Here is a 26,667-nt window from a genome sequence, read left to right on the forward strand (position 1 = left end):
TCAAAGGACTTGAAGATGCCTCAACATTTATCCAAGCAAATGCACGATCCAGATCAAGCTTTTTTTGGTCACCCTAAACCATTAAAAGGTTTATTTTTTACCGAGCTTTGGGAACGTTTTTCCTATTATGGTATTCGCCCTTTATTAATCCTCTATATGGCGGCTTTAGTTGCTGATGGCGGTCTCGGTTTAGATCGCCCAACAGCATCAGCAATTGTCGGCTTATTTGCAGGCAGTATGTATTTAATGACCGTATTGGGTGGATGGGTTGCTGACAATTATCTCGGTCAGGAGCGCGCTGTGTGGTACGGTTCACTGATCATCGCATTTGGACATCTATCCATTGCATTGGCAGCTTTATTTGGGCATTTCTTTTTTTATTTCGGTTTAGTTTTGATTGTGATCGGTTCTGGTTTATTTAAAACCTGTATTTCCGTCATTGTTGGCACTTTATATCAGGCTGAAGATTCACGGCGTGATGCAGGATTTTCCATTTTTTATATGGGAATTAATCTAGGTTCGTTGATTGCTCCACTATTGACTGGTTTATTGGTTAAAGAACATGGTTGGCACTGGGGGTTCGGAATTGGTGGCCTTGGAATGTTAATCGCCTTACTGATTTTTAAGTTAATAACTGTGCCTCAATTAAAACAATTTAATCATGTGCAAGGCAATGAAAATAACTGGGCTCGTCCTGTACATTACAATCCTAAAGCACCCCAAATGATCATAGGTTTTATTGCCGTTGTTGGCTTGATTATCGGTCTAGTTTCTCTTGGCATAGTTAACATCAATCCAATTCAAATCGCCACATATTTCACGATCACAATCTGTATTTGTATTGCCTTATATTTCAGCTACCTATTACTCTTTGCTGGTTTGAATAATACTGAGAAAAAACAAATCATCATCTGTTTTATTTTACTCATCACCGCTGCACTTTTCTGGTCAGCATTTGAACAAAAACCAACATCTTTCAATCTTTTCGCCCAAGACTTTACAGATCGCCAATTCTTTGGCTTTGAAATACCCGCAGTTTGGTTTCAATCGATTAACCCGCTTTTCATTATTATTTTCGCACCGATCATCGCATGGCTTTGGGTTAAATTAGGCAAACAAAATCGTGACCCTAGCTATATCACCAAATTTATTATTGCTTTACTCCTCGCTGCGGGTGGTTTCCTCGTGATGAGCATTGCCAGTTACTTGATCACCCAAAATGGTGGAACTGTTTCTGCATTATGGATCGCATCAAGCCTCCTGCTTTTAACACTAGGTGAATTATGCTTAAGCCCTGTTGGTCTTTCAACGATGACTAAACTTGCTCCAACCATAATTCGTGGACAAGTGATGGGGCTTTGGTTTACAGCATCTGCTTTAGGAAACTTGATGGCAGGTTTAATCGGTGGTCATGTTTCTATCCATGAAGTTGACCAATTACCCTTGCTATTTGTGCGATGTGTCATCGCTTTACTTCTTGGCGCACTCGTTCTATGGTTAATGAGAAAACCGATTCGTAAATTACTCAATCAAACATCGACCCCCTCTCAAAAATCTATTGATATGCAATTGGAAAAAGTATGAACAGTTTGTCACCTGCCAACAAATTAGAAAACCTTCGTACAATTATGAAGAAATATCAGCAGGATGCTTTTATCGCCATGAGTGCAGATCCACATATGTCAGAATATCTACCTGATTATTGGAAAATACGCCAATGGCTAACAGGCTTTACAGGTTCAGTCGGCACAATTGTAGTCACTCAAAACTTCGCAGGTTTATGGGTAGATGGTCGATATTGGGTACAAGCTGAACAGCAACTGGAAAATACAGGTTACGTTTTACAAAAGCAGACACCTGATCCTGCTTCAACACATTTGGCTTGGCTTTCACAACATTTAGCCAAAGATGCAAAAATCTCTGTCAATGGAAATACCATTTCAACTCAACAATACAGCGCATTATCAGCGCTTGCAATAGAACACAATTTCTTCATTCAAACAGACTTAGATTTAATTGATGAAATTTGGACTGAACGGCCAGCACTGCCCCTACAACCCATTTGGCAAATGGCAGATGATTTAAATGCCCAAACACGCTTAGAAAAAATAACAGCGATCCGTCACAAACTTATTCAGAAAAAAGCAACGGGGCATTTTATTTCTGCACTCGATGATATTGCTTGGATTTTGAATTGTAGGGGGCGTGATGTTGAATATAACCCCGTGTTCTTAGCGTACTTATATATTGACCATTCTCGAACTGTGCTTTTTATTGATGTTGCAAAACTTTCAAATGAAATGCAGCAAAGATTTGCTTTGGATAACATTGAAATCTTATCTTATAACGCAAGCATCGAGTTTTTGGCCGAACTTAAACAACAAAATATTTTAATTGATCCAGCTAAAGTCTCAATTTCATCTGCACAGGCCATTGAGCAGCAAAGTCATTTAGTCCATGACATTAATCCAAGCACCTTATTTAAATCGCAAAAACAGCCTATTGAAATTACCCATATACGCAGTGCAATGACCAAAGATGGTGTTGCCCTATGTCATTTCTTTCATTGGCTAGATAACGCATTGGCTGATAAAGAATCGATCAATGAACTCACCATCGACGAAAAAATTTCAGGCTTTCGCGCACAACAAGCAGGTTTTATTGGATTAAGCTTCTCGACAATTGCAGGCTTTAATGCCAACGGCGCATTACCCCACTATCGTGCCACCGAAGAAAGCTTTAGCGAGATTAGTGGTGATGGTTTGCTTTTGATTGATTCAGGCGCACAATATGATGAAGGAACCACAGATATTACCCGTGTTGTTCCCATAGGCACCGCAAGCGCGGAACAAAAGCGCGATTATACACTTGTATTAAAATGTCATATTGCGCTTGCTCAAACTGTTTTCCCAAAAGGCATTGCATCACCTCTTTTAGATTCGATCACACGTCAAACCCTGTGGAAATATGGTTTGGATTATCGTCATGGTACAGGTCACGGTGTAGGCTATGCATTGAATGTTCATGAAGGTCCCCAAGTGATTTCATATTATGCCCCAGTCACACCATCCACTAAGATGCGCGAAGGGATGATTACTTCCAATGAACCTGGTTTATATCATCAAGGCAAGTACGGCATTCGAATTGAGAATCTTGTCGTCAACAAAATTAAGCATTTTGAAGATACCACCTATGGCCAATTTTTAGAATTCGAAACATTAACACTGTGCCCAATTAACCTAAGCTGTATTATTTTAACGTTGTTAAATGATGATGAAAAAGCATGGTTAAATCAGTACCATCAAACAGTCAGAGAACGATTAGCAGCTCACTTAGAAGGTGATGTTTTAAACTGGCTAAATGAAAACACCCAAGCTATTTAACTCTTCATATCAATCAAAAAAGCGCAGAGCCTTTTGACTGTGCGCTTTTTTGAAAATCTATATACCATTGATGCATATAATAAAGATAAAATTCTGCACTTTTTAGCATAGTGAGTTTATGGAAAACACATACAACAAAATATCGTTTATCTTCAATAATAAAATTAACCGTCGAATATATCGGACGGTGATATGAATGCTGTGACTACCCTGCCTTACATTTTAAGTTTAATTACTTTGCACAGATGATGCTTCATTTTTCAGAGATGGAAAAGTGAATCCCATCTAATCGAATCACCGAGCACTGCAATCAACACGGGTACTTATAGTACGATTTTAATTTTTTCCGTTTTGGTTGTAACTTTTGCATTTTTACACGCATTGGATGATTGAATAGTTTTAATCACTTCATTGCTGGCGGATAAAATCTTTAAACTTGAAACAATTTCCCCACCCGTTTTACAATCTTCCTCACCCAACTTCTCACTAAAACGCCCCGGATCACTCGAAGATTCAGCAGTTACAATAATTTTAGCTTTCCATCCATCAAAATAGACTAAATCAGTTGTCTGGGAAACTTGCCCCTGACCCGAGCCTGCAGATTCTATTTCAATCAAATCGATTGGTTTTGCTCGATATTGCACCGTATGTACTGTGAAATCATTGGCTTGACCACCGAACTCAAGTATTCGAGATTGTTTTAGTTTTGGGCGCGTCAATATATAGCCTCCCCAAAAATTTCGTCCTGCATTTTCAAATGTTACACCAGAGAGATAAGCCAGCTCTCCTGACAGCAAACGAACCTCTTTCATATAATCAATCATTATCGCTTTGGCGGGTGTAGCTTGAGAAGCGTTTAGGTTCGTTATACTGTTGATCACTGCTTGATCTGTAGGTGTTGCTGCAAAACTTAGGGCAGATGAACTTAAAACAAAAACCATAATACTCAATCGAACTGAAGGATAGTGAAGCATAAGATAAACTCTCAGATTTTGTGATTGATTGTGTGCTTAACGACCCCATTCCATTTTCGCCATATACGGGCGAATTTTTTTAATACGTTGGATATTGGTCTTTTCAATCTGAGTTAATTGATTTTCAACATTAGTACTGCATGGCATATACCAATTATCGTTAGCAAATTGAGAGGCAATCTCTTTATTGGCAAATGAATAACCATGACGCGCATAAATTTCATTACGCATCCAGTCCAGCTCTTCAGGAGGAATTTGTAGATCCTCATCTTTTAATAAACGTTGTGATGCAACTGGATAATCACCGACATCTTTTTGATAGCGACACTGTTGCGGCTTTAAATCAAAATATTTTGGTTTAACCTTAGCCGTTGTAGATTCCCAACTAGACTCCAACACATTCGGTTGATTCTGTTTTACAGTAAAGGTAAACACACCACTACTTGCTTTAGCGCCACTTTCTGTTGCGGTAATTTTATAGCCTTGTGAAGTTGTCTGTACTTTCCCTGAGAAATTTTGTTTATTTTTACCAAGAACACTATAGCCTTTGACCTGATTACGATCGATAGATTGGATGAAAACAGCAATTTTCTGCTCATCATATTTTCCAGACCAAGATTTTTGCAACTGTTGAATATCCAGTGCATAACTATTCTGGAAACCAATCATTCCTAATCCAACGAGTGTGATTAAACTTTTATTCATTGTTATACCTATTTGTTATGAAGATATTGGATGCATTTTCACATTGATTTTAGATTAAATTGTTTGCTTTGTGATCTACTTTAAGATAAATAAATCAGGATTCTCTGTGGTTTATTTTAAAATCTATGCCATACCCAAACATAAATATGCTGTTTCAACCTATCTTCCACTATAATTTCTCAATCACCATTCCATTATAAGCAGTGATGAGCAAAACAAAAACTAACTTGGCATATTCAAGCTTGAGTCTAATTTCACTCGTGATCTATGCTTATTTATGCTATCTCATGGTCGCAATATGTCTACAATATTTCCCATGGCAAACTGATCAGCATTTTCTCTTGTTAAAGCAAGATGTAGTCAATACTCAACCTTGGCAGGCGGCTTTTAAAATCCATGTGATCAGCAGTAGTTTTGTACTCATCGCTGGATTTACACAGTTTTTCCGTGTCTTTCGCACGCGTTATCCCCGAATTCATCACTGGAGTGGTTGGCTCTACATCATCACCATTTTGGGGCTGTCTTTACCCAGTGGCTTAATTTTAGCTTTTTCAGCGGCTGGAGGGTTATCCACACAAATCAGCTTTGTCTTATTAAGTTCACTCTGGGCGATCACCACCCTATCCGCTTTATACTTTTTATTGAAAAAGCGCTGGATTTTACACCGTGACTGGATGATCCGTAGTTTTGCACTGAGCCTTTCAGCGCTGAGCTTAAGGACATGGAAAATCGTGCTTTATGAGTTACAACTTTATTTTGATTGGTTAACCCCAATTCACATCTATCAGTTAGAATCTTGGTTAGGTTGGGTGGTCAATCTAATCCTAGCTGAAATCATTATTTTTGGATTACATCGTCGCACAAGACAAAAAAATAAAAGCCCTAAATCAATTTAGGGCTCGCATAAAAAGTGTACAGCAATTGAATACTAAACTTATTTTTTACTCACACTATAATGGTTTAAATCTAGTTGTTTTAATTGGTTACGTAATTGTTGCAATGACCATGGCCATGCTGCAAAGTTACGACCATTTTCATCCAGATAATAAGACTTACACCCACCCGCATTAAATACAGTGGTTTTTAAATGTTTCTGCAAACGTTTATTATGCTGTGCAAGCACATCCGCTTTGATTTCAAAGCGAGTGAATTTTTGCTCACGCATTTTTAGCAAGCCATCAACAATATAGCCGACTTGTGCTTCCGCAATACCAATAAATGAATCATATACCAGAATGTTTGGACCGAGGACCAAGAACGCATTCGGTACATGTTCAATACTCGCACCCAAATAGGCTTCAGGTGAACTATTTTTCCAACGCTCAGCAAGGACTTGACCATTGCTGTCATAAACTCGTTTACCAATTGGAGGATGTGAAACTTCAAAGCCTGTTCCCCAAATAATCACATCCACTTCATGACGTTCACCATTTGCTGCAACCACTGTATTTCCATCAATTTCAACCAAACCATGTGCAATCAGATTCACATTATCTTGTTGTAGTGCTGGATAATAATTGTTTGCAAACAATAAGCGCTTACATCCAATAGTAAAGTTCGGTGTCACTGCTTTACGCAAAGTTTCATCTTTAATTTGTAGTTTGAGTAATTGCTTACTTAGGAAATTAACAGGTTCCAATACTTTAGGATTACGCAATCCAAAGTTAATCCCATTTAAAATCTGTGCAATGCTATTACGCCAAGTTTGTTGAATGATTGGGAATCGAGAAATGATCCCTTTAGCCGTTTCGTTTAACTCCATATCCGCCTTGGGTAGTACCCACGGTGCTGTACGCTGGAATACGATCAGCTGTTTCGCTAAAGGTTGTACTTGTGGGATAAACTGAATTGCAGAAGCCCCTGTACCAATCACTGCAACACGCTTACCCGTTAAATCATAATCATGATTCCAACGTGCTGAATGGAACATTTCACCTTTAAAACTTTCAATTCCTTTTAATTTCGGCAAAGCAGGTTCAGTAATCGGTCCTGTCGTAAAGATCACTGTCTTTGATTGATATTGACCTTTAGAGGTTTCTAAGTACCAAATATGTTGTGCTTCATCCCATTTGGCACTGATTAATTCATTATTAAATTCAATTTTCTCACCAAGGTCATATTTTTCCACCACCTCTTCTAAATAGCTTAGAATTTCTGGTTGCTTGGCAAATAAATGACTCCATTTATGGCTTGGTGAGAAAGAAAATGAATAAAGTGCTGAGGGTACATCACAACCGCAGCCCGGATAATTATTGTCGCGCCATGTTCCCCCCACACGACTGGCTTTTTCAAGTACCACATAATCATTATAGCCTGCTTGATTCATTTTATAAGCAGCAGCAATCCCTGAAATACCCGCACCAACCACGATGGTATCATATACATGTACAGCATCTTTCTGCTGAGTTGTTGGAGCACTTTTCTCTGTGGGCTGTTCAAGCTTTTCAGAGGTAGACGCTATTTGAGTATCAGCTTTATTTTTAGCTTTAGACTGAGTTTGGACTTCAGCTTTAGCGGTATTTTCTTTCGCTGGCTTTGTAACAGTCTTTGCCTCGGCTTGCTTCTGAACTGACGCTTTTTCTTTAAGCTGTTTTGCTGCAAGTGACTTATCTTGTGCCATATTCGGTTGAGTCACCTGTTTAATATCTTCAACTGTAGTTTGGGTTGTTTTTTGCTCTACGCTGTTCTCTTCAGGTAGCTTAGCTAAAGTTGTTTCTGTTGTCATTTTGATCTACTCGCAACTTATTTGATGTATTTGTTAAATAATGGATATCCAATACCCAACGCTTTGGCATATAACGCGGGTGATGCACGTTTTAATATCCAAAACAGTTTTGCATCTGGCTGAGGAATGGTGTACAGCTTGCCTGCATCCAAATTATTTAAGGTTTTAACCACCACCTGATCACTGGTGGTAAATGCATGATTCATCAATAAATCATCTGCTAAACCCGCATAATGACCAGGCAAACGACCATTTTTCATAATATTTGTAGGCACTAATGTTGGACACAACACATTCACTCGAATGTTGTCACCGCGAAGTTCTGCTGAAAGAGTTTCTGACAATGCCAGCACACTGGATTTGGTCACGTTATAAGCGGTCATTTCGGGAGCTGCTGTATAACCCGCAGCTGAAGCAACATTGATAATAGCCCCATATCCTTGTTGCTTAAACTGAGGAACAAAATAGTGACAACCATGAATAACCCCCCAGAGGTTGACATGCATACACCATTGCCAATCTTCCAGTGAAACTTCATCAAACTTACCGCCCAATCCCACACCCGCATTATTAATGATCAGGCTTACAGGGTGATTCATTAATTTTTCGGCTTGTTCAGAAAGTTCTTTTACTTGCTCTTTCACACCAACATCACATTGCACAGCAAATGCTTTTGCTGACGTTCCTGATTCAATCAAACTGACAGTTTCATTGGCTGCATCCAAATTTATGTCAGCACAAACAATTGTTCCTCCGCGTTTTGCAAGCTCCATTGCAAAACTACGTCCAATGCCACTGCCTGCGCCTGTCACAACTGCATAAGCACTGTAGCTCGGCTTAACTTTTTTAGAAAAAATTCCCATAAACTTTAAATCCATCTCTTTTAGGTTTTATGAACGCAATGCAGGATAAAACTCTTTCGTCAAATATGGCGTAAGAAGCCCTGTCTTTGGATTCAGCAGTTTCTCTTTGTAATAGTCCAGAAATTCAGATGTGTCATGATCATTTGGATGAAAATCGGGACGCAGATAATCAAAAATATGCTTAAAGCTGCTGCCGTAGACCCCATCTTTTAAGCCAAAGATAAGGCGAAAATTATATGGAATTTCTTTCCAATAACGTAAGCTAATCAAGTTCTTAGGGTTGCGATAGAAAGGCACTAAAAATGATGCAGCTGAAATCAGCACCAAAATTGTGATCAATGCGGGAAAGAATCCTGCAATACGCAATAAATAGTTATTGGATAATTCTTGAAACACATCGAAAGCAATATCCTTATGCTCTGACTCTTCAAGCATATGCCACATCCAAATTGCCCGTTGTTTTTCGTCTTGTGAACGGAAGAACACTTCTTCATGATTCATCATGTATTCTGCAAGTACCGCCGTGAAATGCTCAATGCCTGCCATCAATGATAATTTCATTGGTTGTGGAAGACGCTCAAACCCATATTCAAATGCCCAGCCAGCCCAAGTACGAAAGAGTTTCACTGGCAAATCACGAATTAAATAAGCATCATTTAACTCTTCATGCATCTTTGAATGAATAGCCTCTTGACCGATCAGTGAGGTAACACGTTGCTTTAATAATGGATCGGTTATGAAATCACGATGATAACGTGCAGTATCAATTACGAGATCTTCACCTCGGGTTAAAAAAATCGACAGTGATGCAAAATATGCACTTGCCAATTCTGCATCCATATAAAATCGGTGATCTACTTGCTCTGGATCAAAATCAAACTTCATATGTCGAATTGGAATAATCGGCGTTTGATTTTCCAGACTGAATGGTGCCGCAGCAAAAACTTTGGCTACGGCTTTCTTAAGTGGCTTTGCGAACATAGCTGGTACTCTTTATTCATTTAATATGGCAATCCATTTCATCGTCTTAATGCTGATGACTTACAGATCGCCTTTTGAGTAAAAACTCTACTTTGATGGCTAAAAATTACGACAAGCCTTGTCAATTACCATTGGCACATGCATTCATTCGGTTTGCAAATTATGACAACCTTATATAATTGTCAGACAATCACTTTGAGAAGTTGCCTCCACTGATAAAGAATGTCCCTTAAAAACAATTTTTATGAGATGCTTGGTTAGAATCACAGCTTTAAAAAAAGCTTTTCCTTCAAAAAATTGATGAAAAAGCTCAGTATTGATCTACAACATCATTTTCATATTAAATAGAATGTTGAACGCAGAGACTGAATAGAATTACACCCGTAAAGCAGGTGTAAACGCTTTAACAAAATAAGGGGTGAGTGTACCTGTTTCAGGATCAAGTAACTCTTTTTTGAAATAGTCTAAAAGCTCAGTTGTATCATGATCATTAGGATGAAAGTCTGGACGTAAATAATCAAAAATATGACCTAAACTGCTACCAAAAACACCATTATCTCGACTAAATAATAAATCCCAACTGCCCTTTGCCTCTTTCCAAAAACTTAGACTAAAGGTATTCATTGGACGTCGTAAAAATGGCAACATCAATGCGCCAGCACCTACGCCTAAACCCAAAGTAATCAGCGCAATAAAGAATCCCGAAACTCGTAATGGATAGTTTGCAGACAGCACTTGATAAGTATCATAAGCAATATCTTTATGCTCAGATTCTTCCAGCATATGCCATAACCATAAAGCACGTGTCTTTTCATCGAGAGAATGATTAAAGATGTCTTGATGAGTCATGGCATATTGAGCAAAGACAGCTGTGAAATGCTCAATCCCAGCCATCATTGAGAGCTTTAAAGGTTGTGGGAATTTTAAAAAAGTATGATTAAAAACCTGTTCTGCTAAAAACCGATACAACTGCACTGGCAAATTATTTGGAATCATAGTTTCATTGTATTCTTCATGGACTTTTGAGTGAATTGCCTCTTGCCCAATCAAACTAGTCAAACGCTGTTTTAAAACAGGATCTTGTATTTGATCACGATGATGTCGTGCAGTTTCAATCACTAACTCTTCACCATAGGTCAAAAAAATTGACAGCGCTGCAAAATAAGCACTTGCCCACTCTTTCTGCATAAAAAATTTAACATCCATTTCATCCGAGCTAAATTTAAAATTGAAGTGACGAATCGGAATATTTGCAATCTGATCTTTTAAATCAGGCAATCGGCTTGGAAAAGCTTTTGCAAACACTTTTTTGACAGGCTTAGCAAGTAACATATAGCACCCATTGGTTATTTACGGAGCAAGGATTTGACTGAAACCAGTACAAATTCACATTTCAAGTAAAAATCATATTTATGTTTGAAAAAGTAAGTCATCTTGATTCAAATACCACTGACATTTCAGGTCAATCCATTGGCAATTTATGACTATTCAATAAAGTGTCTGACAAATAAGAGAGGAGATTGCCTCTACTGATAAATAATGACCTTTGTGGATAAATCATCACTTTTGACATGCTGACATCATGATTTAAATATTAGGTATGCTGAACCAACAAAAGAATTGAAAAGAATAGGCAGAATATTAAACTGTAGAATATTAATTTGTAGAATTCTAAATTGTTATAAAGCTACATATGACAAAATCACCACTTATATAAAATCTTGGATGTCTCAATTTGCAATAAAGCGTAACAGTTATAAATGCTGAAACAGATAGGTGACTTTGTTGATTTACGCATTGCTTAAACTATACCCGCTTCCCTTTTATTGTGATTTACAAAGAGTGAAATCATTAAGAGATACTTCGTCACCCACACAATTACATTCTCTGAATCACTAAAACCAGTCAAATGAAGATTTATCAATAAAAAGTTCATTTCAGCCTATAAAAACAACAGACATTTTCTTTTATCATGGTGTTACTGAGTCACAGTTAATCTTTGGGTCAAACTGAATCAGTGCTAAACTTAATGATGTACTCTTTAAACAGAACAAAATTAAACAATGTTCAATTTCATTTGGCGCTTTGTACAGCTTCTCCAATTGGATCAATTCAAATATCGAAAATTGACAGATGGCGAAATTCGTATTAGCCAAAGTGTATTTGGAGATTTAATTGACTACAGCCAAGTCAAGGTGATGAATCATCCTTATTTACCGTGGCAGCCTGTTGGGATTTTGATGGCGCCCAATGGCTATATTCACTTAAAAGATGCAGACTATTGTGAAGACTTTTCCTGTATGAGCTTGGGTTATCAAGCTGTTTTTATTCATGAAATGGCCCATGTTTATCAATATCAGCGTCAAGAAAATGTATTACTCAAAGGTGCTATTTTACAATCCGCACTCTATCTAAGTTTTGGTAAATACAACCCTTATCGCTACACTCTGATTCAAGGAAAACCTTATTTTGATTATAATATTGAACAACAAGGAGATATTGCGAAAGATATTTATTTAAATCGAATTGAAAATATTATTCTGAATAAAAATTCAGGCAACTCTTCTATTTAATTGCTTTTTGATGCTAATTCAAACAAATAAAGTGATGTATTTCACAAAAAATATTTAAAGCTGATCTTTCCCAATATAAAATCCAAAAAAATAATGAAAAATCACTAGTTTCTATAAAAGAAATACTCTAAATTCATGAGGTCATTGATGGTGTACTGAATAAACTTGATGAATCACTAGCTTCTGACGTTTTTTTAGTTAAAATACTCAATGTCTGAAATTTTTGCCTTGCAAGAAAATAAAGATTTTTGATGATTTTTAATGATTTTATAGTTTCGCCCTTTGGCAATTTCTGTGATATCTATATACTTATGTTGAATAACTACATTTTAAAAATCAACAATTTGTGTATAAATTACCCTATTGGAATAGGATTTGGTTTAAATGAAAAGTTTTAAAATTGCTCTCGCGCAATTCTCTCCGTTCATTGGTGATATTGAGTCAAATGTTCAGAAAATGATTGAACAAGCCAATGATGCAAAAAAACAGAATGCTGAAATTGTTGTTTTCCCTGAACTTTCTATAATCGGTTACCCTGCCGAAGATTTGCTTTTACGCCCAAGCCTAGCAAAGCGTACAGCACAAGCTTTCGAAAAACTGTCTACTGTTAAAGACATTGTGATGGTATTTGGTTTTGCCAATCTTACTGATGATGGTCAACGCTATAATGCTGCTGCAGTGATGAAAGATGGTCAAGTTTTAGGTGTTTATAACAAACAAAACCTTCCTAATTACAGCGTTTTTGATGAAAAACGTTATTTTAATGAAGGCCATCAACATCTTGTATTTGAGTATCTAGGTCATAAATTTGGTGTACTCATTTGTGAAGATGTCTGGTCTCTAAATACTGTTCAACAGCTTGCTCAACTTAATGTGGAAAGTGTTCTAGTATTGAATGCTTCCCCATATGAAGTAGGTAAACCACAACATCGTATTGAAACGTTAAAAGAATTGGCAAAACAGCTTCACCTCAATGTGGTTTATATCAACCAAGTGGGTGGTCAAGATGATCTTATTTTTGACGGAACCAGTTTTGTCATTAACCATTCAGGTGAAGTTGCGTTACAAGCACCAAGCTTTAAAGAAGATCTCTACTTTGCTGACTACCAAATAGAAAACAAAGCCTATCAAGTGGTTGAAGCTGCGCCAGCATTAAACACTATGGCTGAGATCTATCAAGCTTTGGTTTTAGCAACACGCGACTATGTACAACGCTCTGGTTTCCCTGGTGTGATTTTAGGACTATCAGGCGGTATCGACTCAGCTTTAACCTTGGCAATTGCAGTTGATGCGATTGGCGCAGATAAAGTTCAAGCCGTGATGATGCCTTTTACTTACACATCACAAATTAGTGTGGAAGATGCCACTGAACAAGCAAAACGTATGGGTGTTACTTTTGGCATTGCCGAAATTCATCCTATCGTAAATAGCTTTATGCAGACCTTGTTCCCATTCTTTGGTAACTCACCTGCGGATACAACTGAAGAAAATCTTCAAGCACGTGCACGTGGTACATTGCTTATGGGCTTGTCCAATAAGTTTGGTAACCTTGTGCTTGCAACAGGCAATAAGTCTGAGCTTTCTGTAGGTTACTGCACACTGTATGGCGATATGGTAGGTGGTTTTGCTGTACTCAAAGATGTTTATAAAACCATTGTCTTTGAATTGGCTAAATACCGTAACAGTATTTCTGAAACGCCTGTGATTCCTGAACGGGTTATTTCACGTCCACCATCAGCAGAACTTCGTCCTGATCAAAAAGACCAAGACTCTTTACCTGCTTATGATGTACTTGATGCCATTCTATATGCATATATTGAGGAAGAACAAAGCCAAGAAGACATCATTGCCAAAGGTTTTGAACGTGCAATCGTGGAAAAAGTCATTCAGCTTGTTGACCGTAATGAATACAAACGTCGTCAAGGTTCAATTGGACCGCGTATCAGCTCACGTGCATTTAGCCGTGAACGCCGTTATCCGATTGTGAATGGCTGGAAAGCAGGTGTATAAGCCTCGTGAATGTGAATAATTCACCACCACCTTCGAGCTTTGCTCAGGAACTTGCTCAAGCACTCTTGCTTGAGCAAGTTCGCTTTATAAAAAAACAACTCTTAGATCAAAAAAATCCGCAATTTATTCAAAATTTTATTTCTCAAACCTATCAGAATGCAGACAAAATTCTTTTAAAAAATGTGATTCAACTTGAGCAACTGCAGTCTGTAGTGCAAAAATATGCTTTTGAATTGAATTTAGGCTCTGACATTCTTGAATTTATTGGTGTCGTCGCTCAAAAAATTCATCAATATGCCATTCATAGCCAAACCATTTTCAATGATCTACTCTCAGATGAATCTTTTGAACTGTGGCTGTTTAAAATATTAGAATTAGAACAATTAAGGGACTATATTCAAGAAAACTTACAACACAACCCCCAAATTCAACAAGTTAGCCTACAGCTTGCCAATCAGATTTTAGAAAACAATACCCCTTGGCTCAATCAGCTACGTCAATATACAGTTAAACATAACCGCATTGGCGCTAAAGTCATCAGCTTTATTCAAGATCAGCAACACAATATTGAGCTTAAGTTAGAACAGCAACTTGCAACTGCTATCCGTAGCCAACTCAGCAATATCATTCTACTGCCTAATGAAGACCTAGCAGATATTGCTACACATGTTTGGAATGAAGTTAAGCAACGCACATTAAAAGAGGCTTTCTCTCAACTTCAATCCATTGATTTTGAAGAATTCTTTATTCTTGTCTATGAAACTTGGAAAGAATTACGTCAAACAGAATATATGCAACAGGTCATTTTAAATGTTGTCGAAGCATTTTATGAATACTTTGGGGAATATAGCTTACAAGAATTACTACACTCAGTTGGCTTAGATCAAAACGATTTATTTATCGAAGCAGATCGCTTTATTCCGCATACACTAGGTGCTTTGGACCAACATGGCTTATTGGATGAGATTATTCAATCCTTGATTGCGCCATTCTACCTTGACACGCAAACACAAAGATTTATAGAAAATTATTTAGCAGAAAAAGCTTAATCAAACATTCAACTGGATTTTTTCAGTATTCTAAATATTCATAGCACGATGATAATTTTTATCTGTATCTACTAATCTTTTGATGATGCAAAAAAAGAGACCATGCAGTGAGCATGGTCTATAAAAATGGTGGCTATGACGGGACTTGAACCTGTGACCCCCGCATTATGAGTGCGGTGCTCTAACCAACTGAGCTACATAGCCATAAACTGTGTGCGCATTATCTAAACTTATCTACCCTACGTCAAGCATTCAAACACACCAATGCTCATACTTTAAGCAATTGATATTTAAATGTTTAAATTTAATACATATTTATGTTTTTATCGAAAAAACAGCTTAATAAGTAGCATATATAAGTAAGGAATTAAGCTTGCCATTCTATAGTCAAACCACCTAATTATTCATACAAATGATTTGCTTCAAGTCATTAAGCATAAATGAAGCTTATATTTTTGTATAAACTTTTATAAACTATTGGTTATCGATTCATTTTGTACTTTGAATCATAGATGATGATCCTATCGTGAGGCGATATGGACATCTCCGTTGAGCGGAGGTACAGGAGTACCCCTCGCCCAACATGAGCAAAAACAAAGCATAGCTGTGCTTACAGCGCAATGTTTGGCATCTACTACTAAAAGTGAGGCATCGCCTACATAAAGGTATTTAAACTTTGAATGTAAGGTGTGGCATTGCACACTTTTTATAATCAAAAAAATCATTCTCTATGCAATTGATTTAATTTAAAATATTAATTAAGAAAAACTATATTTTTGTATCTGAGTTTTTGACTGATTGACTGTACTTGTTTGTCTCTAAAAATCCATAGCAAAAAAAGAGAGTGGCTTACCACTCTCTATTTGCAACAAGTTCTTCCATTTCAATATCGAGATACCCTTGGTCTTGTACCACCATCATCATTGCCTCAGCAATATAATCAGCCGCAGTACCATCCAAAGAAGAATCAAGATCCTCAAACTGTGGCTTCATTTCATTAATTTCAATCACAGTCAGTTTTGCCATAGAATAAATTTCTGCATCACTAAAGCTGGTTTTTGCCACTTTTTTAGCAAAATTTTCAATAAGTTGCTTAACCTCAGCAACTAGAATATCTGGATAATATTCATCATCGAACATTGGGAGAAGTAGATCGTTAAACATTGCAACCTAAAATAAAACAGCAATTCACGCGCTTATATAACACAAACCATACAATTCACCAAATTGATTGAGCAATTTAACTGATTAATTCTTCAGATGTAGATAATCTAAATTTTAAAAAAGATCAAACAATATCAGGGGCTATTGACTATTCATCATTAAATTGCAGAGCGCATGGCTTGCCATACTTTAATTGCATCCGACATCGCTTTTACATCATGTGCACGCACCATACACGCGCCCTGTTGAATGCTGAGCAAGTGTGCAGCAACACTACCCACAGCACGATGACTTGCATCTGCACCATCTAGAGCTTCACCGATAAAGCGCTTACGTGATAAGGCTGATAAAATTGGATAGCCCATTTTGTTCAATTGATAAAACTCATTAAGAAGCTTTAAATTTTGTTGCGCATTTTTAGCAAAACCAAAACCAGGATCTATCATAATATTTTTGGGGTGAATTCCTGCCTGTAGTGCATCATCTACTCGTTGCTGTAATTCAGCAATTACCTCTAGAGTAACATTTTCATACTGATTAAGATGATTCATTGTGGTTGGCTCGCCTCGCATATGCATAATAATCACAGGGATATTGAGCTCTGCAGCAGTCTCTAAGGCATGTGGACGAGTTAAGGCACGGACATCATTCCAAATATGCGCACCAGCCTTAACCGCCTCACAAATCACTTCTGGTTGTGAGGTATCTATTGAAATAATGACATCCAATTTAGCTAATTCAGCAACCACAGGAACGACACGACGTATTTCTTCAGCAATCTCAACTGAAGAGGCACCAGGACGTGTAGATTCCCCTCCAACATCAATTACTGTCGCACCGTCAGCAATCATTTGCTTGGCATAAGCAACAGCTTGATCTTTTTGATCATGTTTCCCACCATCGCTAAATGAATCTGGAGTGACATTCAGTATGCCCATGACATGTGCTTGCGATAAATCCAGACTCAAACGCCCACATTTCAAAATTTGCTTAGGTAGTGGCATCAGTTGCATGTCAATTCTCCGTATTCAATTCAGGCTAGTTTAACAATTCAAATCAATAACACAGTGATTTTTATCTGTGAATTTTTTTGTATAAAAAAAGAGCCTCGATTGAGGCTCTTGTTTATTTACTGACTGATCAGGTCGCTGGCAATGGTGGTGGCGTTGATGGACCATCTGTAGGTGTTACATCAAGCACTGGATTTTCCGCAACATAAACCTTAGGTGGCTGAGGAGGACGACCTTCCATGATGTCACGGATCTGATCACGATCAATCGTTTCCCATTCCATCAAAGCTTTTACCATTGCATGAGCAATATCTTTGTTATTTTCAAGGATATCACGCGCAACACGATACTGTTCATCTAGGATACGACGTACTTCTTGGTCAACTTGCTGTTGCGTTGCTTCAGAAATTGTACGGCTACCGACATTTCCGAAGAAACCATTTTGGTTTTCATCTTCATAGACCATCACGCCCATTTTGTCTGACATACCGTACTTGGTCACCATTGCGCGTGCCATTTTGGTTGCACGTTCAAAGTCGTTAGACGCACCCGTTGACATTTGATCAATGAAAACTTCTTCTGCAATACGACCACCAAATAAGATTGAAAGTTCATTCAACATCTTAGACTTGTAATGGCTGGTTTGATCATGTTCTGGCAATTGCCAAGTTACACCCAAAGCCCAACCACGTGGCATAATTGTTACTTTATGCACAGGGTCAGTCCCTGGAAGAATTTCTGCAACAATGGCATGACCTGCTTCATGATAAGCAGTTGCACGACGTTCCTCTTCACGGATCACCATCGACTTACGCTCAGGACCCATGTAGATCTTATCTTTTGCATCTTCAAAGTCATGCATATCGACGGTGTTCTTGTTACGACGAGCAGCAAATAATGCAGCTTCATTGACAAGATTCGCCAATTGCGCACCAGAGAAACCAGGTGTACCACGTGCCAATACCTTAAGATCAACACCAGTTACCGAAGGAAGTTTCTTTAAATGCACTGCCAAGATCTGTTCACGACCTTTAATATCTGGCAGCCCCACCATCACTTGACGGTCGAAACGCCCCGGACGAAGTAATGCTTTATCTAGTACATCCGCACGGTTTGTTGCCGCAATGACGATAATTCCTTCATTACCTTCAAAACCATCCATTTCAACAAGCATTTGGTTTAGTGTTTGTTCACGTTCATCATGACCACCACCTGTACCTGAACCACGATGACGACCGACTGCATCAATCTCATCAATAAAGATGATACATGGTGCATGGCGTTTCGCCTGTTCGAACATGTCACGCACACGAGATGCACCAACACCAACGAACATTTCAACGAAGTCAGAACCTGAAATACTAAAGAATGGAACTTTGGCTTCACCAGCAATCGCTTTTGCAAGTAAAGTTTTACCTGTACCTGGAGGACCAACCATCAATACGCCTTTAGGAATTGTTGCCCCTAAGCGTTTGAATTTTGCGGGGTCTTTCAAGAAATCAACGATTTCTACAACTTCTTGTTTTGCTTCATCACAACCAGCAACATCGGTAAAGGTCACTTTGATTTGGTCTTCTGAAAGCATTTTCGCTTTAGATTTACCAAAACTCATTGGTCCATTTTTACCACCTGCACCACCACCCATGTTACGCATAAAGAACATGAACAATAAAATAATTAAAAGCACAGGAAAGCTTGCGATGAGAAGTTGCATCAATAAACCTTGACGCTGAGGTGCAGTACCTTCAACAACAACGTTATTTTTGATGAGTGTAGGCATCAATTCAGGATCTTGAACTGCTGGGCGAATACTTTCAAAGTTCGAACCGTTCTTTTTTTCGCCGCTTATTCTTTCACCATCAATTGTGACTTTACTAATTTGACCAGCATTCACCGCTGTGACGAATTCTGAATAATTCATCGCAGAAGGCTTACTGCGGTCACTGAGATTGCTGAAAATTAAGATCAGCACACCCAGTATGACCAGCCACAATACGGCATTTTTGAAGTAATCGCTCAAAGCTTTATTCCCATATATAACTATTTTGATCAGGCTCAATCTTGCTTGATCGTAACAAAAAGCGAGTAATGAATTTCGCAATAAAGGTTAAAAAGGTACAAAATGCACAATTTTTAACAACTTGGCAAGTATTTGTTGGCAATTCATTACGAAGAATGAACATACCTTAAAACCACCACCTATTGCGAAACTTTTTTACGGCCCTGTCCAATTAAAAAAACTTCTTTTGAACGTGCACGTGAAGCAGCTGGTTTTGCTGTTTTTAACACATCAAAACTATCCACGACTTGCTTTCGGAACTCATCAAAACCAGTTCCTTGGAAAACTTTAACTAAAAACTGCCCTTTTGGTCCAAGAACCTTGTTGGCAAAATCTAACGCAAGTTCACACAAGTAAATCTGGCGAGGTTGATCTACAGCCCTATTACCTGATGTATTGGGGGCCATATCTGAAATTACAACGTCTACAGTGCGTCCATTTAAAATATTTAACAATTTTTCGAAAACTTCTTCTTCTCTAAAATCACCTTGTAAGAAGGTAACATCAGGCAAAGCATCCATTTCCAAAATATCTGAAGCAATCACTAAACCTTTATCACCAACTAGTTTACCAGCGATTTGCGACCAACTTCCTGGCGCAGCACCCAAGTCAACCACGGTCATACCTGGTTTAATCATTTTGTGTTTTTCTTGAATTTCAAGAAGTTTATATGCAGCGCGAGCTCGGTAACCTTCTTTTTGTGCTTTTTTCACAAAAGGGTCATCTAAATGCTCTCTCATCCACGCACGACTACTTTTGGATAACTTCTGGTTGGTAATGCGTGTAGCCATAACTCTCTTGATCTAAACCGATAACTAACTTCTGATTGTACGTGAAAAAAAATCTCATTGCAGTATTCATATTGATTTAAATCGACAGATATTGATATGTTTTTTTGAATAAGCTTCATCGATTATTTCTACAGAATTTACAGCGTAGTGATATGGCTTTTGTTATACTAAGTCGTTTCTAAAATTAGGTTATCTTTATATGGCGGCTCTATCTATCCAAGAACGTAAACGTTTACGTCAAATCGGCCATGCGTTAAATCCTGTTGTAATGCTTGGCGATAAAGGCTTGACTGAAAGTGTCGTTGAAGAATTAAATCGTGCTTTAAATGATCACGAGTTAATTAAAGTCAAGGTTACTGGTGAAGACCGCGAAGCACGTGCTGCAACGATTACTAAAATTGCAAATGTTACTGGTGCTGAAGTTGTTCAAACAATTGGTAAAATTGCATTGCTTTATAAAAAAGCTGCGAAACAAAATCCAAAATTGTCTAATTTAGTTCGCCACGCTCATCTTTCAAATTAAGATTTATTTTCATGGCAAGTTTCGAACTGAATGCATTTGATCGTCGTTTTCAAAGTATCTCCCTAGTTGGTGCGATTGAACAAATTAGCCCGTATACGCTCAATGTCGGTTATTGGTTAAGAGATCCCAATCAATTCATAATTTATCCTGAACTGGTTACAGCAAATCCGCGTCAGGATTTGCTTTGGGAAAATACCTGTTTTGAGATTTTTATAGGTGTGCAAGGCGAAGATTATTATCGTGAAATTAATCTATCCCCTTCTCAAGCTTGGCAAGCTTATCAATTTGAAGAATATCGTTATCCTGAAAATATGCCACCAGTCGCTGCTTATGACATTGAATTAAATCAGTTAAAGCGCACACATTATGGATTAAATGTCAGCATAGATCTTAGCGAGTTTATGCTTGCCAATAAATTAAAATGGTCAGACTTATTTTTGGGTTTAAGCGCTGTTTTAAATACCACGCAAGGTCAACATTTCTTTGCCATGCAACACAGTGGCCAACAGGCCGACTTTCACAATAAACGTGATTGGTTACATACATTTTAGACTACACTTATGTAAACTGAGCTTGAAAATAAAAAAAGTGAGGCTAGTTGCCTCACTTTTTTATTGCCATTTTTCTTAAAAAATAGCTTTCCTTAAAACATAAGCCTTATATATCTCATTGTTTTGTCGTTACTTTATTCCAAACTTCTAAAGTGTGATCTTTAGAACGCTTTAAAGTTTCAGTTAACTGAACTTTATGTTTGCTCGAAATTTGTGAAACGTCTTCACGAATTTCTTTACCAACTTCAGTTAACTCTTTCACTAAAATGCTTAATTCTGATTTTAAGAAATCAGCCAATTCAGCCAAATCTTTTTGTGAAGTGGAAAATTGTGATTTGATCACATCAAGACGTTGCACCAAATCTTGTTTAAAGTTTTGTACTTGATCTTGAACTTGCTCAGTTAATTGCTCTGACTCTGCTTCAAGCTTAGTTTTAGTTTCGGTAACAGCTTCAGCAACTTTCTGCTGCGCTTCTTTACCTAACTTCTCTAAGTTCTCTGTAGTTTCAGTTACAACTTCTTTCAAAGCTGTGGTGTCTTTGGTTACTTTCTCTGTAACACTTTCTTTAGATATTGTCATATTGATTCCCCCTGGAATGTGAGTCAATAAGATACATTGAAAAGATAAATTTTAGATTTTGATTTGTCTAACAATAATTAAATACTTACAATTTCAAATATTTCACTTTAAAAGCAGAATTAATGATAAATAGCAAGGTATTTATCTTAGATTATCCCTCGAAATAAAATAGACTTTCGAGGGGCTCATGCGTATAATGCGCTGTTAAGTTACAAGCGAGCAGACAAGAGGAGGGTAGGATTTAGTAAGCCTTCCTTTTTTTTCGTCTACTCGCTTTTTTACAGCCCTATTTTTGTGGTTTTAGTTCAGGAGCTATGGTTTGAGCACCCCCGCCATTTTAGCCCTTGCTGACGGTACTGTTTTTAAAGGTACATCGATCGGCGCTACGGGAAGTACGACTGGTGAAGTCGTTTTTAACACTGCCATGACTGGTTATCAAGAAATTTTGACCGACCCTAGTTATGCACAGCAACTTGTAACTTTAACTTATCCTCATATCGGTAATACTGGTTGTAATGAAGAAGACGCTGAATCAGGTCGAATTCATAAAGTTTGGGCGAATGGTTTAATCATTCGTGACCTACCGTTATTACACAGCAATTTCCGAGCTACTCAGTCTCTTGGCGAATATTTACAACAACATAATGTCGTTGCCATTGCAGATATTGATACTCGTAAATTGACACGTATTTTACGTGACAAAGGCGCACAAAACGGATGCATTCTTGCCGGCGATAATATTACTGAAGAAGAAGCTATTGCAAAAGCACGTGCCTTTGGTGGTCTAGATGGTTTAGACCTTGCGAAAGAATGTTGTGACCCACAAGGTTTTGAATGGACCGAAGGCTCATGGACACTGGGCCAAGGCTTTTCTCAACCTGAAACAAAGTTTCATGTTGTTGCATACGATTACGGTGTCAAAACCAACATCTTACGTATGCTTGCCGACCGTGGGTGTAAATTAACTGTTGTTCCTGCACAAACACCTGCTGAAAAAGTATTGGCGTTAAATCCAGATGGCGTATTTTTGTCAAATGGACCTGGCGATCCAGCAGCATGTGATTATGCAATTGCGGCAGTAAAAACCATTGTTGAAACTACAAACCTACCAGTTTTCGGTATTTGTTTGGGTCATCAAATTCTAGCTTTAGCTTCTGGCGCTAGAACGGTGAAAATGCCACATGGTCACCACGGTGCAAACCATCCTGTACAGAATCTTGAAAATGGTACAGTGATGATTACTTCTCAAAACCATGGCTTTGCAGTAGATGCAGAAACCTTACCTGCAAACCTCAAAGCTACGCATAAATCTTTGTTCGATCAAACCTTACAAGGTATTCATCGTACAGATAAACCTGCGTTTAGCTTTCAAGGTCACCCTGAAGCAAGCCCTGGTCCACATGACTGTGCCCCATTGTTCGATCATTTCATCAAACTTATTGAAGCATCTAAGAAGTAATTAAGGAAGCGATCATGGCTAAACGTACAGACATTAAAAGCATCTTAATTATTGGTGCGGGTCCGATTGTCATCGGGCAAGCATGTGAGTTCGATTACTCAGGTGCACAAGCATGTAAAGCCCTTCGTGAAGAAGGCTACCGTGTTATTTTGGTGAACTCTAACCCAGCCACCATTATGACTGACCCAACTATGGCAGATGCAACGTATATCGAACCGATTACGTGGCAAACTGTTGCACAAATCATTGAGAAAGAACGCCCAGATGCGGTTCTTCCGACAATGGGTGGTCAAACGGCATTAAACTGTGCATTGGCACTAGATGCCAACGGTATTTTAGAAAAATACAATGTTGAATTGATTGGTGCGACCAAAGAAGCCATCGAAAAAGCAGAAGATCGTAAACTTTTCGATATCGCAATGCGTAAAATTGGTTTGGAATGTCCGCGTGCTGATGTTGCAGAAAGCATGGAACATGCGCTTGAAATTCAAGCCCGTTTTGGCTTCCCTGTGATTATCCGCCCATCATTTACGATGGGTGGTTCAGGTGGTGGTATCGCCTATAACAAAGAAGAATTCATTGAAATCTGTGAACGCGGTTTTGATCTTTCTCCAACCAAACAATTATTGATTGATGAATCATTAATTGGCTGGAAAGAATATGAAATGGAAGTTGTTCGTGACAAAAACGACAACTGTATCATTGTATGTACCATTGAAAACTTCGATCCAATGGGTGTGCATACCGGTGACTCCATTACTGTTGCACCTGCACAGACACTAACAGATAAAGAGTTCCAATTACTGCGTAATGCTTCTTTAGCGGTGCTACGTGAAATTGGTGTAGAGACAGGCGGATCAAACGTTCAGTTCGGTATCAACCCGAAAGATGGTCGTATGGTTGTGATCGAGATGAACCCTCGTGTATCTCGTTCTTCTGCGCTTGCGTCTAAAGCAACAGGTTTCCCTATTGCCAAAATTGCAGCAAAACTTGCAGTGGGCTATACCCTTGATGAATTGAAAAATGACATCACTGGTGGAACAACGCCTGCATCGTTTGAACCTGCAATCGACTATGTTGTAACCAAGATTCCTCGCTTTAACTTCGAGAAATTCCCACAAGCTGATGCAACACTCACAACACAGATGAAATCTGTGGGTGAAGTCATGGCAATTGGCCGTAACTTCCAAGAATCTGTACAAAAGGCACTTCGTGGTCTTGAAGTCGGTGCTTGTGGTTTTGATGAGAAAATTGCAGTGGGTACTGAAGGCGCGAAAGATAAAATCTTGGTCGAGCTTAAAGTGCCAGGTCCTGAGCGTATTTGGTATGTTGCTGACGCATTCCGTCATGGCTTCACATTAGATGAAGTATTTGCTGCAACCAATATCGATCGTTGGTTCTTGATTCAAATCCAAGACATCATTCAGTCTGAAGAGCAAATCAAAACTTTAGGTTTTGGTGATTTGAACGCTGACAATATCCGTGCATTTAAACGTAAAGGTTTATCTGATTTACGTATTGCTGACTTGATGGGCATTTCGCAAAAGCAATTCCGTAAGCACCGTTGGAACTTGGGTGTATACCCTGTTTACAAACGTGTAGATACCTGTGCAGCTGAGTTCGAGTCAGATACTGCTTACATGTACTCAACTTATGATGACGAGTGTGAAGCGAATCCGTCTAACCGTGACAAGATCATGGTGATCGGTGGTGGTCCTAACCGTATTGGTCAAGGGATCGAGTTCGATTATTGCTGTGTTCACGCTGCCCTTGCAATGCGTGAAGATGGTTATGAAACCATTATGGTTAACTGTAACCCTGAAACGGTTTCAACTGACTATGACACATCTGATCGTTTGTACTTTGAACCGATCACTTTAGAAGACGTTTTAGAAATCGTACGTACAGAAAAACCAAAAGGTATTATCGTACAGTACGGCGGTCAAACACCTTTGAAATTGGCTCGTGCTTTAGAAGAAGCAGGTGCACCAATTATCGGTACGTCTCCAGATGCGATTGACCGTGCAGAAGATCGTGAACGTTTCCAACAGATGATTCAACGTTTGAATCTTCGTCAACCAAGCAACAGCATTGTTAAATCTGCTGAAGAAGGTATGGCTGAAGCATCTAAAGTGGGTTATCCGTTGGTTGTACGTCCATCTTATGTCCTTGGTGGTCGTGCGATGGAAATCGTATACAACGACGACGAACTTAAACGTTACTTGCGTGATGCTGTACAAGCGTCTAACGAAGCACCTGTACTGCTTGACCATTTCCTTGATGATGCAACAGAAGTCGATGTTGACTGTGTATCTGACGGCAAAGATGTGGTGATCGGCGGTATTATGCAGCATATCGAACAAGCGGGTATTCACTCTGGTGACTCAGCATGTTCAATTCCGCCTTACTCTCTTTCTGCAGAGATTCAGGATGAAATGCGTCGTCAAACCGTTGCTATGGCGAAAGAGCTTGGTGTGATTGGCTTGATGAACGTACAGTTTGCTGTTAAAGGCAATGACGTTTATATTCTTGAAGTGAATCCACGTGCGTCTCGTACAGTACCGTTCGTTTCTAAATGTATCGGCGAATCATTAGCAAAAGTTGCAGCACGTTGTATGGCGGGTCAATCTTTAGAATCGCAAGGATTCACAAAAGAGATTATCCCAACGCATTTTGCTGTAAAAGAAGCAGTATTCCCGTTCAACAAATTCCCAGGTGTAGACCCGATCCTTGGACCAGAAATGAAATCTACTGGTGAAGTGATGGGTGTTGGTACAACTTTTGGTGAAGCTTTCTATAAAGCTGTGTTAGGCTCTAACGATCGCTTACCAGGTAAACCAACTGATGGTGAAGTGAAGCACGTATTTATTTCAGTACGTCATTCAGATAAGCCTCGTGCCGCGGGTATTGCGAAACAATTGGTTGATTTAGGCTTCAAAATTATCGCAACTGGCGGTACTTATGATGTCATTAAAGAGGCTGGTATTGAATGTGAACGTGTGAATAAAGTAACTGAAGGTCGTCCAAATATTGTCGACCGCTTGAAAAATGGCGAGATTCACCTCATTATCAATACTACTGAAGGTAAACAAGCTCAGCAGGATTCATTCTCAATCCGTCGCTCTGCTCTTCAAGGTAAAGTGTATTACACAACTACCTTGAATGGTGCTGATGCTGTATGCCAAGCTTTAGCAATTAAATTGCCAATGGATGTATATCGCTTGCAAGATTTGCAAACACTAGGTTAATTCGTTTCCGATAAGTCCC

21 protein-coding genes and 1 tRNA gene are annotated in these 26,667 nt (G+C 38.6%); 10 read left to right on the forward strand and 12 right to left on the reverse strand.

Going from position 1 to position 26,667, the window contains the following annotated elements; all coding sequences use genetic code 11:
- The first annotated feature begins 15 nt into the window (after positions 1-15).
- Both AC4CUY_RS14955 and AC4CUY_RS14960 read left to right on the forward strand, forming a co-directional pair.
- Positions 16-1,584 carry a peptide MFS transporter gene (locus AC4CUY_RS14955; protein WP_490774340.1) on the forward strand — a complete coding sequence of 523 codons (1,569 nt, stop codon included), beginning with the start codon at positions 16-18 and terminating at the stop codon, positions 1,582-1,584.
- A complete protein-coding gene (locus tag AC4CUY_RS14960) occupies positions 1,581-3,383 on the forward strand; it encodes an aminopeptidase P family protein (protein WP_419359415.1) in 1,803 nt (600 codons plus the stop codon). The genes AC4CUY_RS14955 and AC4CUY_RS14960 overlap by 4 nt, the downstream gene beginning before the upstream one ends.
- A gap of 323 nt (positions 3,384-3,706) precedes the next feature.
- On the opposite strand, the gene AC4CUY_RS14965 is transcribed toward AC4CUY_RS14960, so the two are convergent.
- Positions 3,707-4,357, reverse strand: coding sequence for a hypothetical protein (locus AC4CUY_RS14965; RefSeq protein WP_336951795.1), 651 nt, complete (start codon positions 4,355-4,357; stop codon positions 3,707-3,709).
- Between the two features lie 36 nt (positions 4,358-4,393).
- Entirely contained in the window at positions 4,394-5,062 is a 669-nt protein-coding gene (locus tag AC4CUY_RS14970; protein ID WP_239045192.1) for a YARHG domain-containing protein, read from the reverse strand.
- A 206-nt stretch (positions 5,063-5,268) separates the two neighbouring features.
- Between AC4CUY_RS14970 and AC4CUY_RS14975 the strand changes: the two genes are divergently transcribed.
- Positions 5,269-5,958: a DUF2306 domain-containing protein gene (locus AC4CUY_RS14975; protein WP_419327153.1), complete on the forward strand. Its 690-nt coding sequence runs from the start codon at positions 5,269-5,271 to the stop codon at positions 5,956-5,958.
- Positions 5,959-5,996: 38 nt separating this feature from the next.
- On the opposite strand, the gene AC4CUY_RS14980 is transcribed toward AC4CUY_RS14975, so the two are convergent.
- The 4 genes from AC4CUY_RS14980 to AC4CUY_RS14995 form a co-directional block, all read right to left on the reverse strand.
- Positions 5,997-7,523, reverse strand: a complete 1,527-nt coding sequence (locus AC4CUY_RS14980; RefSeq protein WP_419327199.1) for a flavin-containing monooxygenase — start codon at positions 7,521-7,523, stop codon at positions 5,997-5,999.
- A gap of 281 nt (positions 7,524-7,804) precedes the next feature.
- A complete protein-coding gene (locus tag AC4CUY_RS14985; protein WP_490774341.1) occupies positions 7,805-8,650 on the reverse strand; it encodes an SDR family NAD(P)-dependent oxidoreductase in 846 nt (281 codons plus the stop codon).
- A 27-nt stretch (positions 8,651-8,677) separates the two neighbouring features.
- Complete coding sequence (locus AC4CUY_RS14990; RefSeq protein ID WP_419327152.1) at positions 8,678-9,631, reverse strand: metal-dependent hydrolase; 954 nt, start codon at positions 9,629-9,631, stop codon at positions 8,678-8,680.
- A gap of 375 nt (positions 9,632-10,006) precedes the next feature.
- Complete coding sequence (locus tag AC4CUY_RS14995) at positions 10,007-10,963, reverse strand: metal-dependent hydrolase (protein ID WP_336951800.1); 957 nt, start codon at positions 10,961-10,963, stop codon at positions 10,007-10,009.
- A gap of 731 nt (positions 10,964-11,694) precedes the next feature.
- Here AC4CUY_RS14995 and AC4CUY_RS15000 point away from each other — a divergent pair.
- From AC4CUY_RS15000 to AC4CUY_RS15010, 3 genes are all read left to right on the forward strand, one after another.
- A complete protein-coding gene (locus AC4CUY_RS15000) occupies positions 11,695-12,204 on the forward strand; it encodes a hypothetical protein (RefSeq protein ID WP_336951801.1) in 510 nt (169 codons plus the stop codon).
- 384 nt (positions 12,205-12,588) lie between these two features.
- Positions 12,589-14,214, forward strand: coding sequence for an NAD+ synthase (locus AC4CUY_RS15005; protein ID WP_336951802.1), 1,626 nt, complete (start codon positions 12,589-12,591; stop codon positions 14,212-14,214).
- A 5-nt stretch (positions 14,215-14,219) separates the two neighbouring features.
- Entirely contained in the window at positions 14,220-15,263 is a 1,044-nt protein-coding gene (locus AC4CUY_RS15010; protein WP_336951804.1) for a hypothetical protein, read from the forward strand.
- Positions 15,264-15,390: 127 nt separating this feature from the next.
- Here the strand turns inward: AC4CUY_RS15010 and AC4CUY_RS15015 are convergent.
- The 5 genes from AC4CUY_RS15015 to rlmE all read right to left on the reverse strand — a co-directional run bounded on the left by AC4CUY_RS15015 (position 15,391) and on the right by rlmE (position 20,287).
- Positions 15,391-15,467 (reverse strand) — tRNA-Met (locus tag AC4CUY_RS15015).
- 645 nt (positions 15,468-16,112) lie between these two features.
- Positions 16,113-16,427, reverse strand: a complete 315-nt coding sequence (locus tag AC4CUY_RS15020; protein ID WP_336951806.1) for a DUF5713 family protein — start codon at positions 16,425-16,427, stop codon at positions 16,113-16,115.
- Positions 16,428-16,585: 158 nt separating this feature from the next.
- Complete coding sequence (gene folP, locus AC4CUY_RS15025; RefSeq protein ID WP_490774342.1) at positions 16,586-17,440, reverse strand: dihydropteroate synthase; 855 nt, start codon at positions 17,438-17,440, stop codon at positions 16,586-16,588.
- A 127-nt stretch (positions 17,441-17,567) separates the two neighbouring features.
- Positions 17,568-19,457: an ATP-dependent zinc metalloprotease FtsH gene (gene ftsH, locus AC4CUY_RS15030; protein WP_336951808.1), complete on the reverse strand. Its 1,890-nt coding sequence runs from the start codon at positions 19,455-19,457 to the stop codon at positions 17,568-17,570.
- Between the two features lie 179 nt (positions 19,458-19,636).
- Complete coding sequence (gene rlmE / locus AC4CUY_RS15035; protein ID WP_004717323.1) at positions 19,637-20,287, reverse strand: 23S rRNA (uridine(2552)-2'-O)-methyltransferase RlmE; 651 nt, start codon at positions 20,285-20,287, stop codon at positions 19,637-19,639.
- A 199-nt stretch (positions 20,288-20,486) separates the two neighbouring features.
- Here rlmE and yhbY point away from each other — a divergent pair, with 199 nt between their 5' ends.
- Together yhbY and AC4CUY_RS15045 are read left to right on the forward strand one after the other, a co-directional pair.
- The gene (gene yhbY / locus AC4CUY_RS15040; RefSeq protein ID WP_490774343.1) at positions 20,487-20,810 is read left to right on the forward strand and encodes a ribosome assembly RNA-binding protein YhbY; all 324 of its coding nucleotides are present in this window, start codon (positions 20,487-20,489) and stop codon (positions 20,808-20,810) included.
- 11 nt (positions 20,811-20,821) lie between these two features.
- Positions 20,822-21,361 (forward strand): DOMON-like domain-containing protein, encoded by a 540-nt coding sequence (locus AC4CUY_RS15045; protein WP_336951809.1) that lies wholly within the window; start codon positions 20,822-20,824, stop codon positions 21,359-21,361.
- Positions 21,362-21,476: 115 nt separating this feature from the next.
- Here AC4CUY_RS15045 and AC4CUY_RS15050 read toward each other — a convergent pair whose 3' ends face one another.
- A complete protein-coding gene (locus AC4CUY_RS15050) occupies positions 21,477-21,941 on the reverse strand; it encodes a hypothetical protein (protein WP_419820170.1) in 465 nt (154 codons plus the stop codon).
- A 319-nt stretch (positions 21,942-22,260) separates the two neighbouring features.
- On the opposite strand from AC4CUY_RS15050, the gene carA reads away from it, so the two are divergent.
- Entirely contained in the window at positions 22,261-23,400 is a 1,140-nt protein-coding gene (carA, locus tag AC4CUY_RS15055; RefSeq protein ID WP_490774344.1) for a glutamine-hydrolyzing carbamoyl-phosphate synthase small subunit, read from the forward strand.
- A gap of 14 nt (positions 23,401-23,414) precedes the next feature.
- Complete coding sequence (carB, locus tag AC4CUY_RS15060; RefSeq protein WP_336951813.1) at positions 23,415-26,648, forward strand: carbamoyl-phosphate synthase large subunit; 3,234 nt, start codon at positions 23,415-23,417, stop codon at positions 26,646-26,648.
- Positions 26,649-26,667 lie beyond the last annotated feature (19 nt).

This window comes from Acinetobacter sp. 778_lipA (assembly GCF_058242985.1).

Coding starts and splice junctions, on each gene's coding strand:
- AC4CUY_RS14955 (WP_490774340.1), top strand. CDS start 16: ATGCCTCAACATTTATCCAAGCAAATGCACGATCCAGATCAAGCTTTT.
- AC4CUY_RS14960 (WP_419359415.1), top strand. CDS start 1,581: ATGAACAGTTTGTCACCTGCCAACAAATTAGAAAACCTTCGTACAATT.
- AC4CUY_RS14965 (WP_336951795.1), bottom strand. CDS start 4,357: ATGCTTCACTATCCTTCAGTTCGATTGAGTATTATGGTTTTTGTTTTA.
- AC4CUY_RS14970 (WP_239045192.1), bottom strand. CDS start 5,062: ATGAATAAAAGTTTAATCACACTCGTTGGATTAGGAATGATTGGTTTC.
- AC4CUY_RS14975 (WP_419327153.1), top strand. CDS start 5,269: ATGAGCAAAACAAAAACTAACTTGGCATATTCAAGCTTGAGTCTAATT.
- AC4CUY_RS14985 (WP_490774341.1), bottom strand. CDS start 8,650: ATGGGAATTTTTTCTAAAAAAGTTAAGCCGAGCTACAGTGCTTATGCA.
- AC4CUY_RS14990 (WP_419327152.1), bottom strand. CDS start 9,631: ATGTTCGCAAAGCCACTTAAGAAAGCCGTAGCCAAAGTTTTTGCTGCG.
- AC4CUY_RS14995 (WP_336951800.1), bottom strand. CDS start 10,963: ATGTTACTTGCTAAGCCTGTCAAAAAAGTGTTTGCAAAAGCTTTTCCA.
- AC4CUY_RS15000 (WP_336951801.1), top strand. CDS start 11,695: ATGTTCAATTTCATTTGGCGCTTTGTACAGCTTCTCCAATTGGATCAA.
- AC4CUY_RS15005 (WP_336951802.1), top strand. CDS start 12,589: ATGAAAAGTTTTAAAATTGCTCTCGCGCAATTCTCTCCGTTCATTGGT.
- AC4CUY_RS15020 (WP_336951806.1), bottom strand. CDS start 16,427: ATGTTTAACGATCTACTTCTCCCAATGTTCGATGATGAATATTATCCA.
- folP (WP_490774342.1), bottom strand. CDS start 17,440: ATGCAACTGATGCCACTACCTAAGCAAATTTTGAAATGTGGGCGTTTG.
- rlmE (WP_004717323.1), bottom strand. CDS start 20,287: ATGGCTACACGCATTACCAACCAGAAGTTATCCAAAAGTAGTCGTGCG.
- yhbY (WP_490774343.1), top strand. CDS start 20,487: ATGGCGGCTCTATCTATCCAAGAACGTAAACGTTTACGTCAAATCGGC.
- AC4CUY_RS15045 (WP_336951809.1), top strand. CDS start 20,822: ATGGCAAGTTTCGAACTGAATGCATTTGATCGTCGTTTTCAAAGTATC.
- AC4CUY_RS15050 (WP_419820170.1), bottom strand. CDS start 21,941: ATGACAATATCTAAAGAAAGTGTTACAGAGAAAGTAACCAAAGACACC.
- carB (WP_336951813.1), top strand. CDS start 23,415: ATGGCTAAACGTACAGACATTAAAAGCATCTTAATTATTGGTGCGGGT.